The organism is Chitinimonas sp. BJB300 (assembly GCF_002735695.1).
In the GTDB taxonomy this organism is placed as follows: domain Bacteria; phylum Pseudomonadota; class Gammaproteobacteria; order Burkholderiales; family Chitinimonadaceae; genus Chitinimonas.
On record NZ_PDZH01000101.1, the window covers coordinates 1 to 14947 of the forward strand.

The window sequence follows — 14947 nt, forward strand, 5'->3', positions numbered from 1 at the left end:
CTGTCAGAACGAGGCGGGAATGCCTCATTTCCAACATCGGCAATTGCCAGCACGATACGAACCCCTTGCCTGCCAGAGCTGCGCGCTGCGGTTGAGCACGACCCCTACCGCGCGAGCGGTTTAGTCCATGGGTTGAAGTCAGAACAAGTCTAGGTTTTTCTCTCCTTTGCTTTTTCTTCTGGGAGCTGGTGCTTCATAACTGGTGAAGTCAGCCATTGGAGAGAGACTGAAAAAACTCCTGGCTACCTCCGTATCTGCTTTCAACCATTCCAAGTATTGATCTGCAGGCACGACCACCAGTGAGCGCTTCTCGTCATCTGGCTGGTGGAACTGGCCCATTAATTCGTGCTTATCGGCGTTGATGGTGAGTAGGGAAAATGAAAATTCCGGTTGCGGCTCGAACCAACGATGTTCCCAAATGGCAGCAACGGCAAAGTCTTGCTTGTCTACGCGTTCTATCCGCCAGCGGTTACTTGTCTTGCCATCGGGGGTGTACCTAGGTTCGTAAAAACAGCTCATAAGGGCTAGGCCAAGTTGCCGGTTATGCCAAGCATGCTTGTAGGTATTCTTATCTCCGACGGTCTCTGTCCGTGCATTGTTGTACTTCCTGAAATCCTGCTGTTCTTTTGACCAGGGTGTCATCAGGCCGAAGTTGGCGGCCACACATTCCAGCTCATCAGGTTTACCACCCGGTTTCAGCCGAATAATGGGCGCCAGCCTAGCGGGATAGACTTCCTGGCTTTCGTCTCTGTCAGGTGCCTCTACCTTGAACCGTTCATAGATGATGCGCTTTTCGCTCGGCCTGAAATTGGTACACATACGTTGTCCTAGCACGGTGCAGGGCTGGACTTTGTATTTAGCAGATGTGCCTCACCATTCAACAATAAGCCGTCGGTATCTCGTCCCAACGAGTGGTATAGCGCGGCGTGCGTCTCTCCTGGCGCATGCCCCAGGTGGGATGCATGCCTGTACAGGCCAGTCGTACAGTGCCGCGCCCCATCTTGGCATTGATATGGTCCATGGTGGCCATCAACATCTCATTGCGTTGCAGCTGGGCGGGATCTTCAAACAGGCCGTCCTGGCGCTGTGCTGCGGGGGTTAACTCGCTCAACATCACGCCGGCCTTGTGGTAGTTGAACCCGGGTTTGTAGATCTGGTGCAAGCCGGCCAGTGCGGCCCTGGTCAGGATTAACGTGTCGTCACTGGGATTATTGAGGGGCACCGTGACGCCACGGCTATATTGCTTGTCCCGTTCTCTAAATGGATTTGTTTGGATGAATACCTGAACGATGCCAGCTAAGGAGTGTTGGGTCCGCAATTTTTCGGCAGTTCGCGCTGCATAGGTTGACACTGCCTCGGCCAGCTCGGTTTCTGTTTTCAACACATGGCCGAAACCCCGACTGCACATGAGTTGCTGTTTTGGCGGGGGGGCCTCTTCCATGGCGATGCAGGACTCACCGCGTAATTCCTTCACGGTACGCGCCAACACCACCGAGAAAGTTCGGTGGATCTCACTTGGGTCTGCAGCGCGAAGATCGGCTACCGTGAAGATCTTCCTTTCGGCCAGGCGTGCGGTAAGCTGCCTCCCTACGCCCCATACTTCACTGACGCTGATCCCTGAAAATAGCTCAGTTGCCTCGGCCGGTGACAAACGCGCCAAATCGAATACACCGTTGTACTGCGGAAATTTCTTTGCGATGTGGTTACAGGCCTTGGCTAGGGTTTTGTTTGGGCCAATTCCAACCCCGACCGGCGTACCCACCCAGTGTCGGACCCGCTCGCGCAGCTGGTGGCCATACGCCACCAAGTCAAGATGCTGAAAGCCTGACCAGTCCAGAAAGGACTCGTCAATCGAGTAGATTTCCTGATCAGGGCTGAACTGACCAATGACCGACATCATGCGTGCGCTTAAATCTCCGTATAGCGCGTAATTACTGCTTAACGCTATGATTTGATGCTGTCGGGCAAAGCCATGCAAGGTATGCCATGGCGTACCCATCTTTACGCTCAGGTCTCGAACTTCCTGACTGCGCGCCACGATACAGCCATCCTGATTTGACAGGACCACAACGGGCTTGCCTTCCAGTTTCGGATCAAACACCCGCTCACAACTGACGTAGAAGTTATTGCCATCCACCAAGGCTATGCGCGTTGGAAGCGATGAATAGTCGATGTCACGACACCCCATATTTGCAGTTCCTGCCCTTCTTTGACTTCTATGGTGGGGAATTCAGGGTTTGCCGGTACCAGATAGGCGCTATTGCTTTGCAGCCTCAAGCGTTTCACAGTGAATTCCCCATCCAGTACCGCAATCACGATGTGCCCGGATGCGGGTTTGATGGAACGGTCAACGACCAGGACATCACCATCGCAGATGTGATCGTCCCGCATGGAGTCCCCCTTCACCCGCAGCATGTAGGTTGCAGCCGGGTGATGGACCAGCAGCTCATCAAGACTAAGCTTTTCATCCATATGGTCCGCGGCGGGCGACGGAAACCCAGCCGGCACCGCTTCGGTTCCGATGGGTATGCGCAGTGGGGTTGTCGAGGGTTCCTCGTAAGGCGTCACCCAAAAGCGGTCAGCCAGCAGATAGGCTGTGTTGGATTGCGCTAACGTGAGTAAAGTCGTGGGACGTGATGGCATGGCACTACGCCAAATGAATTAATCTCAATCCATTGTATTTAGAGAACGTTCGTTCTCCAATAGTCTGCAAACTAAGACAATTCGACACCAGCGTTCATAAAAGCCGGTGTGGCTTGCTGGTTCTGGTTTTGGCTCTTATGGTCAACGTCACCCCATTCGTCGGATCTGACTAGTTGGTACCACACATGGTGTGGTTTCCATGTCTAGAAAGCTGATCTCGGCTAGCAATGGTTTTGAATCCAAAAAAACTAGTTGCTTAAAAAACAAGCACGCCAGTCTGTACAAGTACTGGCGCGGGTTTTAAGGGGTATAGCAGTAAGGTTATCCGTGGCAACTGTGGATTTTTTGCTAACTCAAAGCATTGATATCGGCAGGGCTGGCCAGCACTTCTACCGAAACGCTATCAACCGAACGAGCCATACCCAAAAGAGCGTGCCAACGCCCAGGCAGACTGTCATCCAAAGCGCGATGTAGCGCGCTGCCTTGGTACGTATGGCCATGTCCTCAGGCAGGGCTGGGCGAACGTGGTAGGGGTTGGGTTCACTTGCTGTGGTAGGCAGCCATTCAGCCGGCAGTTTGACGCGGCGGCGGATGAGCATACGGAATATGTTTAACAAGAATCCTGGTGCCCCAAACACCATTAGTGTGCTTGCTCCATGGTTAAAATGAGGTAAGCCATTCCGATACCGCAAATCCTGCATCAACCCTTTCCGCTCGTGGAATTCCCAATAAGGCCCTTCATCCAGCATACGGGCCTCAAAGCCCCCCGCTGGTGATAGTTCCACTTCAGGCAGGCTCTCGGGTTCTTCTTCCATATAGCGGCGGATAAATTCCCACATTGCATGACAGTTTGCCCAGCCATAGTGCCCCGTGCTTACAAGCAAGCCATGCCCTTTTTTTTGCTTTTGTCCTTTCGGAAGAATGTCATCTCGCTCAACCAGAGCCAGGTTATATTGTCGCTGTGCCCCAGCCGAAAGATTCACACTATAAAGCAGTACTGGTTTAAGCTTTTTCCACTCTAAGGCAATAGGCTTTCCCTTATGTGATCCTATAACTAAGTTCAAGCGCCTATTAAATATAACTGGGCTGGGCGATGGCAATAAAACTGTCAAGTAAATAATATAGAGGCTAAAAATAAGCCACCCTATTAAGCTCAAAGCTAAAAATAGTCCTATGAACAATAACATTCTGTCAGGACTTTCTCCTTCACCTCCAGAAAAAATTCTCTTTACAAAGCTGATTGTCATATAGGGCAAAAAAGCAATAGCGACCAATTGAAATACAAGCCCTATTCCTATAATAAATGATCCTTGTGGTTGTCCATCAAGTACCAGCGCCTCATTATCTAATCTGGTAATCACACCATGGCCAGAATTGGGGGGTTCTTTAACCGGCAATTCCACTTCATCGCAAAACCCAGTTAATTTAAGGGGGGCGGGTCGTTTCACCTTAGTAATATCTAAACTCATGCCTGATTCTCCACCACAAACTCAGGCCATGATTTCTTGTCGGGCTGATAAGTCACAGTTACTTTCAAATTGTCAAAGTAGGCAACGTCGGTGACATCTTTTGCCACCGAACCCACACGAATAAACTGTTTGCCACGTTGTTTTGGATAGCGGGAAAAACTCTGACAATGAATGAGCAGACGTGACCTAGATACAAGTTCACGTCTGTGGACTTCTTTCATCTAAACGCTATCAACCGGACGAGCCATACCCAAAAGAGCGTGCCAACGCCCAGGCAGACTGTCATCCAAAGCGCGATGTAACGTGCCGCTTTGGTACGTATAGCCATGTCTTCTGGCTGGGCGGGGCGAACGTGGTAGGGGTTGGGTTCACTTGGTGTGGCTGGCAGCCATTCAGCCGGCAGTTTGACGCGGCGGCGAATAAGCATACGGAACACATTCAATACGCCCCCTGGTGCAAAGGAAAACATCAACAAACTAATCCAATGATTAAATTGGGGGATACCATTACTATAACGCAAATCCGCCATCAAGCCTTGCCGCTCATGAAACTCCCAATAAGGCCCCTCATCGAGCATGCGTGCTTCAAAGCCACCCGCTGGCGATAGTTCAACTTCAGGTAGGCTTTCGGGTTTGTCCTCCATATAGCGGCGGATAAATTCCCACATTGCATGACAATTTGCCCAGCCATAGTGCCCTGTGCTCACGAGTAATCCATGCGCTTTTTTCTGCTTCTGACCTTTCGGCAAACTGTCGTCTCGCTCAACCAGAGCAAGGTTATATTGTCGCTGAGCGCCGGCAGAAAGATTCACACTATAGAGCAATACCGGCTTAAGCTTTTTCCACTCTAAAGCAATCGGCTTTCCTTTGTGGGAGCCTATTACCATACCTAAGCGACGATTAAAAGTTACTGGACTAGGCGCTGGCAATAAGACACCGAGATAAATCAGATATACACCAAAAAAAATCCCCCCCGCGCAAGTCAGTAAAGTAAGCAAAAGCACAAACCATAGAAATCCGCCGGGCGTTGCTCCGATAACTTCCGGCTTAAGTATGAAATCTTTAGTTGCTAAGAATAAAACATATGGTAGGAAAGTAAGTCCCATTATCAAAGCAAACAATCCAAATCCAACAAAAAAGCTGCCTTGCGGCTGACCATCAAAGACCAACGCCTCGCTGTCCATTCTGGTAATAACGCCATTACCAGCATTGGGTGCTTCTTTAACGGGCAATTCCACTTCATCACATAAGCCAGTTAATTTTAATGGCGCGGGGCGTTTCACTTTGGTGATATCTAAACTCATGCCTGATTCTCCACTACAAATTCAGGCCAAGTCTTTTTGTCGGGCTGATAAGTCACAGAAACTTTCAAATTGTCAAAGTAAGGAACATCGGTAACGTCTTTTGCCACCGTACCCACACGAATAAACTGCTTACCGCGTTGCGCAGGGTCTCGGAATAAATCTAGCGGGGGGAGCCGCAGCGTCATCTCTCCCTCAATCAACAGTTGTTGATCTTGAACTTTGCCATCTGCAGAACTCACTGGTGCAGCATGGCTATCGTACTTTTCCACCTGTTCGTCGCCATTGATTTTGAACAGGCTGGATTTCAATATACGTGTCGTGCCGAGCGTATCCTTAGCAGAAAGCTGCACGCGAATGGCCGAATGCTTCGCAAAATACGGCACGCTGATGGTATAGAAGCCATGCAACATACCCGCATTCCATTTAATCCTTAGCTTGACGCTGACAATGTAAATAGCATTCCTAAAAGCAATCATCTCCTCCTTGCCATCGCGGTAAGTCGACTTACTGTCGGCTCGCAGCCGCTTACCAAAGCGGCAACGGTCTACCCATTTCTCTAATTCAGTATCAGTATTTTCTGCGGCAGCATACCCACTTGCCATCGCACCAATTGCAAGTAACAAACCGATACCTACAGCGATAGGAATACCTACCCCTGTAGCGCCAAATGCCGCAGCAATACCAGCAACGCCAATGAAAATCGCTGAAAAACCCGTCGTCAAACTAGTAATAATTGTCATTTGTGCAGCATCTGCATCACCTTCCTTCGACAGTTTCTCTGACTGCTGCCAAAGGTAATAGGCATCTACCAGCCCACAAGCCAAGCCCAGCCCCGCCGCAGTGCCACCTAGTACGCGAGCGCGTAGCGTCTCTACGCCGGCTTGTTTAATCAACTCATTAGCTGCCTTGATTTCCAAGGTTACGGCGATACCTGTTAACGCAGCCGTTCCCACCCCCGCAAAGCCACTTTCCACCGCCAATGCGTCGGCGTCCTTACCTTTCTTCAGCTCCTCGGTAAGCTGGCTCCACGTGTTAAAGAAGCTATAGAGCGTCAAGAAGCCGGTCCCCACCGAAAACACCCTATCCATCTTGGTGATGCCTATCTTTCTCTCCGTATCGGTAAGCGGGTTGATTTTCAGGTCAGCCGATAAGGTCAAGTCGTCAGGTTCCAGCTTGAGCTGGCGCAGCAGCTTTTGCATTTCCTTGTCGGGCGCTTGGCCAGGCTGCAACTTTTGCGCCACCCACATACTGAAGTTCATGACCCCGTCGCGCCCGGACAGGTCCACCATCAGCGCGCCGTCCATGTTCGAGACTTGTTGCCGCAACTCTTCGCCGCTTAACTTGCTGGTGTCAATGCGCTTGCCGCCACCACCGGGTAACACATTCCCCTGCACCAGCGGGATGCGTACCGAAGGCTTGCCAACATAGGCATCCTGCACCCAGCGCACATATTGGTGTACGCGGGCTGTCATCGTCTTAGGTAGCACCACGATGTCGCCACGGCTGGCCAGCACGGTTGCCATGCGTGCGGCGGTCTGGTGGTACTTCTTTAGGCCTGAGCCATCCTTGCCTCGCAGCCAGATCAATTGGCCGGCCAGCGTTTGGGCAATCTTTTCAGTGGCGACGGCATAAGCCCGCTGTTGGGCACGCTGGCTATTCGCACTGTGCAAGACATCATGCAAATGAGAAAACCATTCGCGTTCCTTAAAAATGTCCTTGGAGCCCTTGGTCAGATCAAACGTCTTATCGATCTTCTCCACCGCGAGGAAGGCCAACACCGTCTTGTCTGCTGCCGTTGCCGCCTGCCAAAGCAGATTGGTCGGGTCTTTGGGGTCTTTATCAAACCAGGGCTGCCAAACCTTCTCACGCTCTTGCATGGTGGTGCCGGAACCCGCCGTGCACAGCACAAAGCAGTTCTCCAGAGCAAGACCGCTGGCGACATTGCTCGGGTCAAAGTCGGACGCAAACAGGTCGGTGAGGCGGGGGGCGGTAATCCACACCACATAGTCGCTGGAACAGGTGTCGATCCGCTTCGCGAGGTTCCGCTTGGCCTGCAGCTTCTTGAGAACCGGGTCGAGCTTGCTGTTGTCAATGTTGTCCGCGTAGCGTTCCCAGGGGTTGTCTTTTGCGGCCTGCATGCTTTTGCGCATGTCTTCGATAATCCCGGCAACCAGCAAATCGTCACGATCTTTGGCCGACAGGTTCTTATCAATCAGTAAGACCTGTTCAGTGATGTCGTTTCGGGTGCTATTGAGGGTGGCGGTAATGCCGATAGGGTCATGCAAGGCCATGATCAGGCCCGGCTTAGCGAGCTTGCCGCTCATGGCCAACATGGCGTTGGCCAGGTTTTCTGCATCGCCGCTACGATCAATCAGTGCGGACGCAGTGGGGAGCTGCTTATTCAGCATATTCACTGCTGCGGGTTTGAAGTCAGCAATCCATTGCTTGAAGGCCGCAGCACTCGCCACTTCGGCATGCTCGAAGGCGCTGCCATCCACGGCGGCGACTTTCTGCATGCGCTTTTCCGGGGCATTGGCGTGGGCAGCGCGGACGGCCTTGGTCCAAGGGTGACGGCTATAGGCAATCCAGACTGGCCCCTTCAATTGATCTGGTCGATCAATACAAATGGCTTCGACGCCACTGTGGGGGTTTTCGCTTTGGACCTGGCAACGGACAACGTCGGACTGTGCCGGCAAGGTCGCGGGCATATCCTCTATCAAGAGGTCCGGGTAGTAACGTGGGAAGCCTGCCACGTCGATCATGTACCCTTTCCATACCTTATTGGGGTAAAGCAGATAGAGATAGCCAGGGTCTAGCTTGCGCAAGTAATAGCGGTTTTCCTTGAGTGCCTTATCGGTCACGCCGGTGCCGAAATGGCCACCCAACGGTGGCAACGCGATGACCTCTTTCGGCGCGGCAGCATAGATCACCGGGAGTATGGCCAGCCCTTTGCGCTGGCAGCGGTTACAGGGGTCACTCATAGGTCAGTTTCGCCATCGTGGTCATGCGCATCAATGAACGGTGGCACGTGTTGGCCCGACGCCTTTGCGCAGTTCTTCTTTGAAGGATTCATCCCATGCCTGGGTGATTTCAGCAAAACTCGTTTGCTCGTTGGCTCTTGCCGCTTCCAATGCTGTGCGGACCTTGGGATGGGTATCAAACTGCGGATGATAGGTCAGCGCAAAATAGGCAAAGCGCAGGACATCGGATTCACTTGCCAGTCCCCACGCCAGTGCTTGGGTGGCCACATGCTCCAACGTGCCCTGGTCGGGTTGGGCTTCCAGGCCCCAATCCGGTACCAGCCGAGCCAGCCGATTGGCCCAGCCCAAGGCCGTCAACGCGCGCCACTGCGTCCCATCCAATGCCCATTGGTGGGCTGCTTCATCCACTAAGGTCCTAGCCGGCTCGCTTTGACCTAACGACGTCAGGTGCTGAGCGCCATTGGCTTGCGTGGCAAACGCCCACCATGCCGTCGCCCCTAAATCCGCCAGCAGGTCGGTCATTACCGCCTTGCCCAGTAAGCGCGGTAAGTGCACGGTGATACGGGGGTCCCAATAACGGAATGACACCGCCTGCACGCCGGCCATCGATAGCGCGGTACGGCGTGCCAGCGCTGCTGCCAGGTCGTTTATTTTCTGACCCGGTGCATCAATCCAGGCGCATAGGCTGCGTGGACTGCCATCGGGCAGGTCGTAAGCGCCCAGCCCTTCTTCCAGCCCAAGACGCAGGCTGTTATTCAACACCTTCTCATTCCGCGCCACGCTATGCAGGTCCAGCAGATAGGGGCGTCGATTCAGCGGTATAGCCTGGATGGGTATCGACTGTTTTGGCAGGGCGGCAGCTTCAGCCATCGTGGCGATGGGGTCGTGCAGTGCCGGGTCAACCAGCAAGTACAGGTGTTGGGCATCAAGTAACGAATTAATTGCGGCATCCAAAGATTGGATAAGCAAACTGGGACTGGCTTGCATGGAGGCGGTCATCGTTGTTTTCTCATCCTGCAATGAAAGGGCCGCCAGCACCTGCGGCTGCACTCAGTTTTAGCGCACAGCCTTTGATCTGGCTTTTAGGCAGTGCCGGCGCCTGATGGCTCGCGCCGGCGGGGCCTTCCCATATTTTTTGGCTTGCCTGTATTTTTAGTCCATTCGGCACGTACAACGTGATATTGCCGTCCTTCAGTTCCAAGCCTGCGCCTTGGGCAATCAGACTTAAGACGGTGGGGCTGGCGATGTAGGCCTCCGTGTTGGTACTGATGACGATGGCTTTCTTGGCATTCAGGTTGGCCTTGTCCTTTTGCGCCTGGACGATGGCTTGGCCGCTGGCCGCCAACAGGCGTATGCCTTGGGTCTGTTCGGGTTGCTTGGCGTCGGGCTTGGTGCCGCCTGCAAAAATACGCAGGCCCTCCTCGGCGGTTAATCCTAGCGTCGCTTCGGCGCCGATTTGCAGGTCTCGCCCGATCACGGCGAGGTGCTCGCTGGCGTTCAGGCTGAATTGCCCCGCCGTCAGCCAGCCTATGCCTTGCGGAGCGCTGAAGACCATTTCCGGTCTTGTCCAGGCACTGGCACCTTGTTGTTGACCGGCAAGGCTGTCTTGCAGGGCTTTGAGGTTGTCTTCGACTGGGTGCTTGCCGGCTTCCTTCTCATCGGGCAGTTGCGCATTGTGCTTGCCAGCCCGCTCCAGGATGGCATTCAAGCGCTCGCGCTGTTGCGACAGGGTTTCGGTAGCTTCCTGGCTATCCATTTGGCTGCCGCTGGCATTGGGGCGGACATGGGCGGATATCAGCAACCCTTGGCCTGTGCGGATGGCGGCATGTCCTCGGGTATCAAGGCTAGCCCCATGGCTGCGTGCTTCGCGGCGGGCATTGTCTTGATGGTGTCGCGCTTGGCCCAGCTGCAACCAGGTGTACGCCTGCGTGGTGCCCAGCTCGGCACGTGGATGTTCGGGATGGTCGTCGAACACCAATTGATTAAAGCCGCCTGTTTGCTTGTCACTCTGCCCGTATTGGCTTTGGCTGATGGCTTGGGTCTTGATGCCACTGAGGCTATCGGGATGAGCATGATCATTGGCGTCGCCGGCAAACCAGAATGCGGCGTTAGCCGTGATGCGGCCATCGCTGCCCACTTGCTCATTGTGCTGTGCATCGGCATTGCCGCTGCCGTTGTAGGCTGTGCCGACGATGATAGGACGGTCGATATCGCCATCGACAAAGGACACCAAGACTTCCTGCCCAATGCGGGGAATCAGGCTACTGCCCCAGTTGTTCCCCGCTGCAGCGGCGCTGACACGCACCCAAGCCCAGGCGTGTTCATTGGCCGTGGCGTTGTTATCGCCCGTCGAGTGCGATTGCCGGTTATGCGCATTGGCGCCCCGCTGCCAATGAAACTGCACTTTGACGCGGTGATTGCGGTCGGTGTCGATCGGCTGGCCGCTTTGGCCGACGACGATGGCGGTCTGCACGCCTTGCACCGTGGGCTTGCTGTGGTAGGTGCCACTGTGGGGAATTGGCGCAAACGGGGTGTCGATGGCTTTACCCATACCCACCGCTGCACGGGCAGCCAGGCAGACGGCACGGTTCCGGTAGTGTTCCGGGAAGTCCTCATCAATGTCGGTGGCAAACGCTTGATTCAGGCTGGCTTTGAAGTCGGCGCTCAGGTTGTTGCGACCCTGATGGTGGACAGACAACGCACGAAAGCGTGCCTCTTTAGGATAGCGCTGGTGTTGGCTCAGCACGAAGACTTGCCCCGGTGCCAGACTGCGCACGGTGCCTTCGGTGCGGAAGTGCCGGCCCTGCACCTGATAGGCTGCCAGCAGATTAAAGGCGCGGCGCTCGCCATCGTCGGTGCCGGCCCAATTGTATTGGCTGATATGGTCGGCCAGTTGCAAGGCGGGGCCATGTGACTTGGCATTGGGTTGAATGGCTTCCACGGCTTGGTTGCCCAGGGTGCGGTCGTCATAGCTCAGCATGCGGATATGGTGGGGAACAATCTCCATAAACTGCTGAAATTGCTGGAAGCTGTCACGCCCACCCCCCAGGCCCAATGCTGCTGCCAGTCCGTCGCCGCCTTCGGTGGCGTTGGCACGGTGGAAGCGCAAGGGGGATTCCGGGTTGTCGGTGCAGGCGGCGTCGAGGCCCAGCCGGTCGCTAATCACCAGCGTGTGCTTGCCCAGGCTGGCGCTACCTGTGTCGCCTTCATGTTCAAACCAGCACGCCAGACCCTCCTGTTCGATCAGCCGGCGGACAAAGTGCCAATCCGTTTCCCGGTACTGGGTGAGCAGGCTGCGCTTAGGGTATTTGTCGGCCAGCCCCAGTTTCCACGCTGGCGAAAGTGCGCCCTGGCCTTGGTAGTCGTTAAAGATGCTGTCCAGTATCTCGGCAATGGTCTTGTCCTGAAACACCCAGCTATCGCGCCGTTGGCGCAGGAAGCACAGCCAGGGCTCAACCACCAGTTGGTAACGCACCAAACCGCCATTGCTACCTAATGCTTGCACCTCGCTGATATGGCCGTGCATGGGGCGCAGTGCAGTCCGGCTGCTGCTGGTTTGGGTTTCCAACAAGAGGGGCGCACCAATCAAGCTTTGCAGGTCGAGGCCGATTTGGGGGCTGAGTACGGTAATCACGAAACGATAGCCGCACAGCAGGTTGGCGCTACCCTCGGCAGTAGGCTCCTTGTGCAGGGCCGTCGCCAAGGGGATATGGCCTAGCTGAATATTCGGTATGGCGGCTTGTGCCGCTACCGAAGAACCTTCGGGAAAGTGGGCTGCATCAGGCAACAACACCTTACTCAGCGGCAACGGTGCGCCCATGATCTGCTCGACGCCGTCAACACGCTCTACCAACAAGGCATCCGGCCCGAGCTTGGTGTGCAGTCGGTAAAGTCGCTCGGTACTTTGCCATTGCCCAAGCTGGGCCTGGAATAGTGCCAGCAGGGCTGTTGACTGTGCGTTGATAGCCATTGGGTAACGCCTCCTTTATGTAGTGCGCGAGCTTTGTTATTTTGAGGGGGGCATGATGCCGCATGGTTTTCCGGCTAGGAAGTCAAAAACACCCAATGCACTCCACAAACACACAACTATAGCAAGCGCTGCAGCGCCTGGAGCCATCCGACCAAGGCAGCAGCGCATTGCAAATCACTTACAGGCATTCGCTAAAACAAGCCCTGGTCTAGGCGCGTGTTTAATCCCTTTGCCCGAAATGATGACAACGCACTAGCCACATGACTTTTGGAGAGAGAACCTACATGAAGTTTTCGAAAACCAGGTGGCTGGTTACCGGGTTTGTACTGGCCTGCTTATCGTCTCCAGCGATGGCATTCAAACTCTGGAACGACAAATTGCAATGGGCAAAGGGCGTCGATGTCAGTGCTAAGTTACCGTCCAAAGATAAGGAAGAAACAATCGGTTACCTGCTGCAGGTCCGTACTCATAATGGGAAATCCACAACGCTGGAACTGCCGAGCCCAAATGCATATTACAGGGGATCGGTAATGGCCATTAATCGGATGGAACTCGGCGGTAAATCACGGCTCGTAGTGGTAACCACAGGGGAGCAAAACGGCGTTTGCATGACTTATGGCCCACAAGCCGATGTGTTCGATATGAGCACCGGAGAACCACAGCACTTGCGCTTTATGGAACGCCTTGAAGATGCACGAGGCGATCTGCTCCTAACAAATAACAATGACGGTGCTCAATGTCGTGTTACTCCTTTAAAAGGGGCTGAACTGGAGCAGGCTATCAAGCGCACCTGGAATAAAATTGGCGAACCATCAGCCCCTTCAAATTAAACACCGCGCTATCTTTGGTTGATTACTTCGATCAATTGATCCTCATTGCCATGTTAGCCAACACAGGTCACTCGACTTGCAGGGTATTGGGCACACTTGGTACTCTTTCCTGATTAGTCCAAAATAACGGCATGCCGGCAGTTTGTTCCTTACAACGCCAGATTCATCAACGTTGTCCCTTAATCGGGTTTGTTTAATGTTCACCTGGAAAGTCGGTTTTGATTGAACAGGGAATTAGCCTCTCTGGTTGAATGTCAGAAAACCAATTGCAATAAATCCCGCCTAGGACAATGCCCAAGAATTCTCGCCCAAGAAAAAAACAAGCACCTAAGACAAAGGCCCCCAGAGTGGTCTCGCCATTCGATGTCATGGCCTGGATAAAGACACCTGTCTCGGTGCTTACCAAGCTGATGGCAACGGGAAATATCAGCCACGATGAAATGGGCTCGTTGATTTGTTACGTTCGTATCATTGAAGGAAATGCCCATCACTTAGGTATTCCCTGCCCCAACTCAGCAGCAATTTGCGGTCTTATTAAGCAGATCAATGCTGGGATGCCTATCTACGAGGAACGGATAGAAGCTGCGCTTAAGTGGGTGAGGCAGTCTGCGAAGTGGTTACGCGGCCGACCAGCCAATGTCACCGCTTTGATTATCGAGGAAATACAGGCGGAGATTCAGCGGAACATACTGATTAAAGAGATCAAAACGTACCGGCCTCAGCTGTTAGATCAAAAGGAAGCTGCAGTCACCTCTGTGGCGTGACTACAGTGAATACAGTTCGTCGAGAACTAGCCTTTGCACTTTGATAACCAATATTCAAAGCAATGACACATCACGTTACTGGCAACGTCACTGCAACTTTGCATTCCTCCCCCTCGATCTAATGGTGACAGACCGCAGGACAACGGTCCCGTCGTGTCATCCGACCGTATCTCGCCCGCCAATTCAGGGTGAACTTGTATATATCACTATTCTCTAATGCAGTACTCGCCGCGAGGCCATCGCCTTGGGTGAGTCCTTTCAACCATTGAGAAGGAAGTGCGATCATGCAAACACTTAACAGCAGTGAAATTAATCTCGTTGTAGGTGGAACAGGTAAAGGTACAGGTAATGCGCCCATCGTTGATGAAATCCTACGCGGCATAGGGGCGGAGGCCAATAAACAACCCACAGTCTTGCAGAAGTTGGAAGCCTTTGCTGAGGGGATGCGCGCGTTTCAGCGTATCTGCGTCCAGGATTAATTAACCTTTCCAACCAAGTTGGCCAAGGTGTGTTCAGGGCGCTGCTCCCACCTGCGCCCTGATTACAAATTCCACGGTCTGCAACGCGTCACGGATCAACGTCTGTTTCGAGACTAAATGCACTCGCGTCAACCCCGGCTGGCTGGCCAAGGCCTATATAGGCCAGCAAGGCCTCTGGCCAACCGGTACGCAAGTCAATGGCTTGCAACGCGTCAATCGCCAGATTGGTCCAGTCCACTTTCAGTCTGCGGCAATGCGTGTGCAACTGCCGCAGATACGGATTCAGTGCACATTGCATGCCAATCACCCCCCCTATATCCAGCGCCAGTTCCGTATTGTCGGCACAGGTTATCAGTCTGTCTCTGGCTGGCTCCTGACAACCCAAGGACTAAACCGCTCGCGCGGTAGGGGTCGTGCTCAACCGCAGCGCGCAGCTCTGGCAGGCAAGGGGTTCGTATCGTGCTGGCAATTGCCGATGTTGGAAATGAGGCATTCCCGCCTCGTTCTG

The 14947-nt window shown here is 53.8% G+C and carries 14 protein-coding genes; 4 read left to right on the plus strand and 10 right to left on the minus strand.

The window, feature by feature from the left end:
- Positions 1 to 138: 138 nt before the first annotated feature.
- The 9 genes from CSQ89_RS15730 to CSQ89_RS15770 form a co-directional block, all read right to left on the minus strand.
- Entirely contained in the window at positions 139 to 819 is a 681-nt protein-coding gene (locus tag CSQ89_RS15730) for an SOS response-associated peptidase family protein (RefSeq protein ID WP_099407070.1), read from the minus strand.
- 58 nt (positions 820 to 877) lie between these two features.
- Positions 878 to 2188 (minus strand): Y-family DNA polymerase, encoded by a 1311-nt coding sequence (locus CSQ89_RS15735; protein ID WP_099407071.1) that lies wholly within the window; start codon positions 2186 to 2188, stop codon positions 878 to 880.
- Complete coding sequence (locus CSQ89_RS15740; protein WP_099407072.1) at positions 2143 to 2643, minus strand: LexA family protein; 501 nt, start codon at positions 2641 to 2643, stop codon at positions 2143 to 2145. The genes CSQ89_RS15735 and CSQ89_RS15740 overlap by 46 nt, the downstream gene beginning before the upstream one ends.
- A gap of 389 nt (positions 2644 to 3032) precedes the next feature.
- Positions 3033 to 4112, minus strand: a complete 1080-nt coding sequence (locus CSQ89_RS15745; protein WP_099407073.1) for a hypothetical protein — start codon at positions 4110 to 4112, stop codon at positions 3033 to 3035.
- Positions 4109 to 4333: a hypothetical protein gene (locus tag CSQ89_RS15750; RefSeq protein WP_099407074.1), complete on the minus strand. Its 225-nt coding sequence runs from the start codon at positions 4331 to 4333 to the stop codon at positions 4109 to 4111. Before CSQ89_RS15750 ends, CSQ89_RS15745 begins: the two co-directional genes overlap by 4 nt.
- Entirely contained in the window at positions 4330 to 5415 is a 1086-nt protein-coding gene (locus CSQ89_RS15755; protein ID WP_099407075.1) for a hypothetical protein, read from the minus strand. The genes CSQ89_RS15750 and CSQ89_RS15755 overlap by 4 nt, the downstream gene beginning before the upstream one ends.
- Positions 5412 to 8396 carry a T6SS effector BTH_I2691 family protein gene (locus CSQ89_RS15760; protein ID WP_099407076.1) on the minus strand — a complete coding sequence of 995 codons (2985 nt, stop codon included), beginning with the start codon at positions 8394 to 8396 and terminating at the stop codon, positions 5412 to 5414. The genes CSQ89_RS15755 and CSQ89_RS15760 overlap by 4 nt, the downstream gene beginning before the upstream one ends.
- Before the next feature lie 30 nt (positions 8397 to 8426).
- Positions 8427 to 9395, minus strand: coding sequence for a hypothetical protein (locus tag CSQ89_RS15765; RefSeq protein WP_099407077.1), 969 nt, complete (start codon positions 9393 to 9395; stop codon positions 8427 to 8429).
- 10 nt (positions 9396 to 9405) lie between these two features.
- The gene (locus tag CSQ89_RS15770; RefSeq protein ID WP_099407078.1) at positions 9406 to 12366 is read right to left on the minus strand and encodes a type VI secretion system Vgr family protein; all 2961 of its coding nucleotides are present in this window, start codon (positions 12364 to 12366) and stop codon (positions 9406 to 9408) included.
- Positions 12367 to 12650: 284 nt separating this feature from the next.
- Between CSQ89_RS15770 and CSQ89_RS15775 the strand changes: the two genes are divergently transcribed.
- From CSQ89_RS15775 to CSQ89_RS15785, 3 genes are all read left to right on the plus strand, one after another.
- Positions 12651 to 13196 (plus strand): hypothetical protein, encoded by a 546-nt coding sequence (locus CSQ89_RS15775; protein ID WP_099407079.1) that lies wholly within the window; start codon positions 12651 to 12653, stop codon positions 13194 to 13196.
- Positions 13197 to 13486: 290 nt separating this feature from the next.
- The gene (locus CSQ89_RS15780) at positions 13487 to 13960 is read left to right on the plus strand and encodes a hypothetical protein (RefSeq protein WP_099407080.1); all 474 of its coding nucleotides are present in this window, start codon (positions 13487 to 13489) and stop codon (positions 13958 to 13960) included.
- 284 nt (positions 13961 to 14244) lie between these two features.
- Positions 14245 to 14439, plus strand: coding sequence for a hypothetical protein (locus CSQ89_RS15785; RefSeq protein WP_099407081.1), 195 nt, complete (start codon positions 14245 to 14247; stop codon positions 14437 to 14439).
- Positions 14440 to 14527: 88 nt separating this feature from the next.
- Here the strand turns inward: CSQ89_RS15785 and CSQ89_RS15790 are convergent, their stop codons facing one another.
- Positions 14528 to 14677, minus strand: a complete 150-nt coding sequence (locus CSQ89_RS15790; protein ID WP_233203205.1) for a hypothetical protein — start codon at positions 14675 to 14677, stop codon at positions 14528 to 14530.
- Positions 14678 to 14692: 15 nt separating this feature from the next.
- Here CSQ89_RS15790 and CSQ89_RS23265 point away from each other — a divergent pair.
- Positions 14693 to 14947: hypothetical protein (locus CSQ89_RS23265; RefSeq protein WP_233203206.1), on the plus strand; the 255-nt coding region annotated here is incomplete at its 3' end.

Bases quoted from the DNA above. Each gene is read 5' to 3' on its own strand.
- CSQ89_RS15730 (WP_099407070.1), bottom strand. From the start codon at position 819: ATGTGTACCAATTTCAGGCCGAGCGAAAAGCGCATCATCTATGAACGG.
- CSQ89_RS15735 (WP_099407071.1), bottom strand. From the start codon at position 2,188: ATGGGGTGTCGTGACATCGACTATTCATCGCTTCCAACGCGCATAGCC.
- CSQ89_RS15740 (WP_099407072.1), bottom strand. From the start codon at position 2,643: ATGCCATCACGTCCCACGACTTTACTCACGTTAGCGCAATCCAACACA.
- CSQ89_RS15745 (WP_099407073.1), bottom strand. From the start codon at position 4,112: ATGAGTTTAGATATTACTAAGGTGAAACGACCCGCCCCCCTTAAATTA.
- CSQ89_RS15750 (WP_099407074.1), bottom strand. From the start codon at position 4,333: ATGAAAGAAGTCCACAGACGTGAACTTGTATCTAGGTCACGTCTGCTC.
- CSQ89_RS15755 (WP_099407075.1), bottom strand. From the start codon at position 5,415: ATGAGTTTAGATATCACCAAAGTGAAACGCCCCGCGCCATTAAAATTA.
- CSQ89_RS15760 (WP_099407076.1), bottom strand. From the start codon at position 8,396: ATGAGTGACCCCTGTAACCGCTGCCAGCGCAAAGGGCTGGCCATACTC.
- CSQ89_RS15765 (WP_099407077.1), bottom strand. From the start codon at position 9,395: ATGACCGCCTCCATGCAAGCCAGTCCCAGTTTGCTTATCCAATCTTTG.
- CSQ89_RS15770 (WP_099407078.1), bottom strand. From the start codon at position 12,366: ATGGCTATCAACGCACAGTCAACAGCCCTGCTGGCACTATTCCAGGCC.
- CSQ89_RS15775 (WP_099407079.1), top strand. From the start codon at position 12,651: ATGAAGTTTTCGAAAACCAGGTGGCTGGTTACCGGGTTTGTACTGGCC.
- CSQ89_RS15780 (WP_099407080.1), top strand. From the start codon at position 13,487: ATGCCCAAGAATTCTCGCCCAAGAAAAAAACAAGCACCTAAGACAAAG.
- CSQ89_RS15785 (WP_099407081.1), top strand. From the start codon at position 14,245: ATGCAAACACTTAACAGCAGTGAAATTAATCTCGTTGTAGGTGGAACA.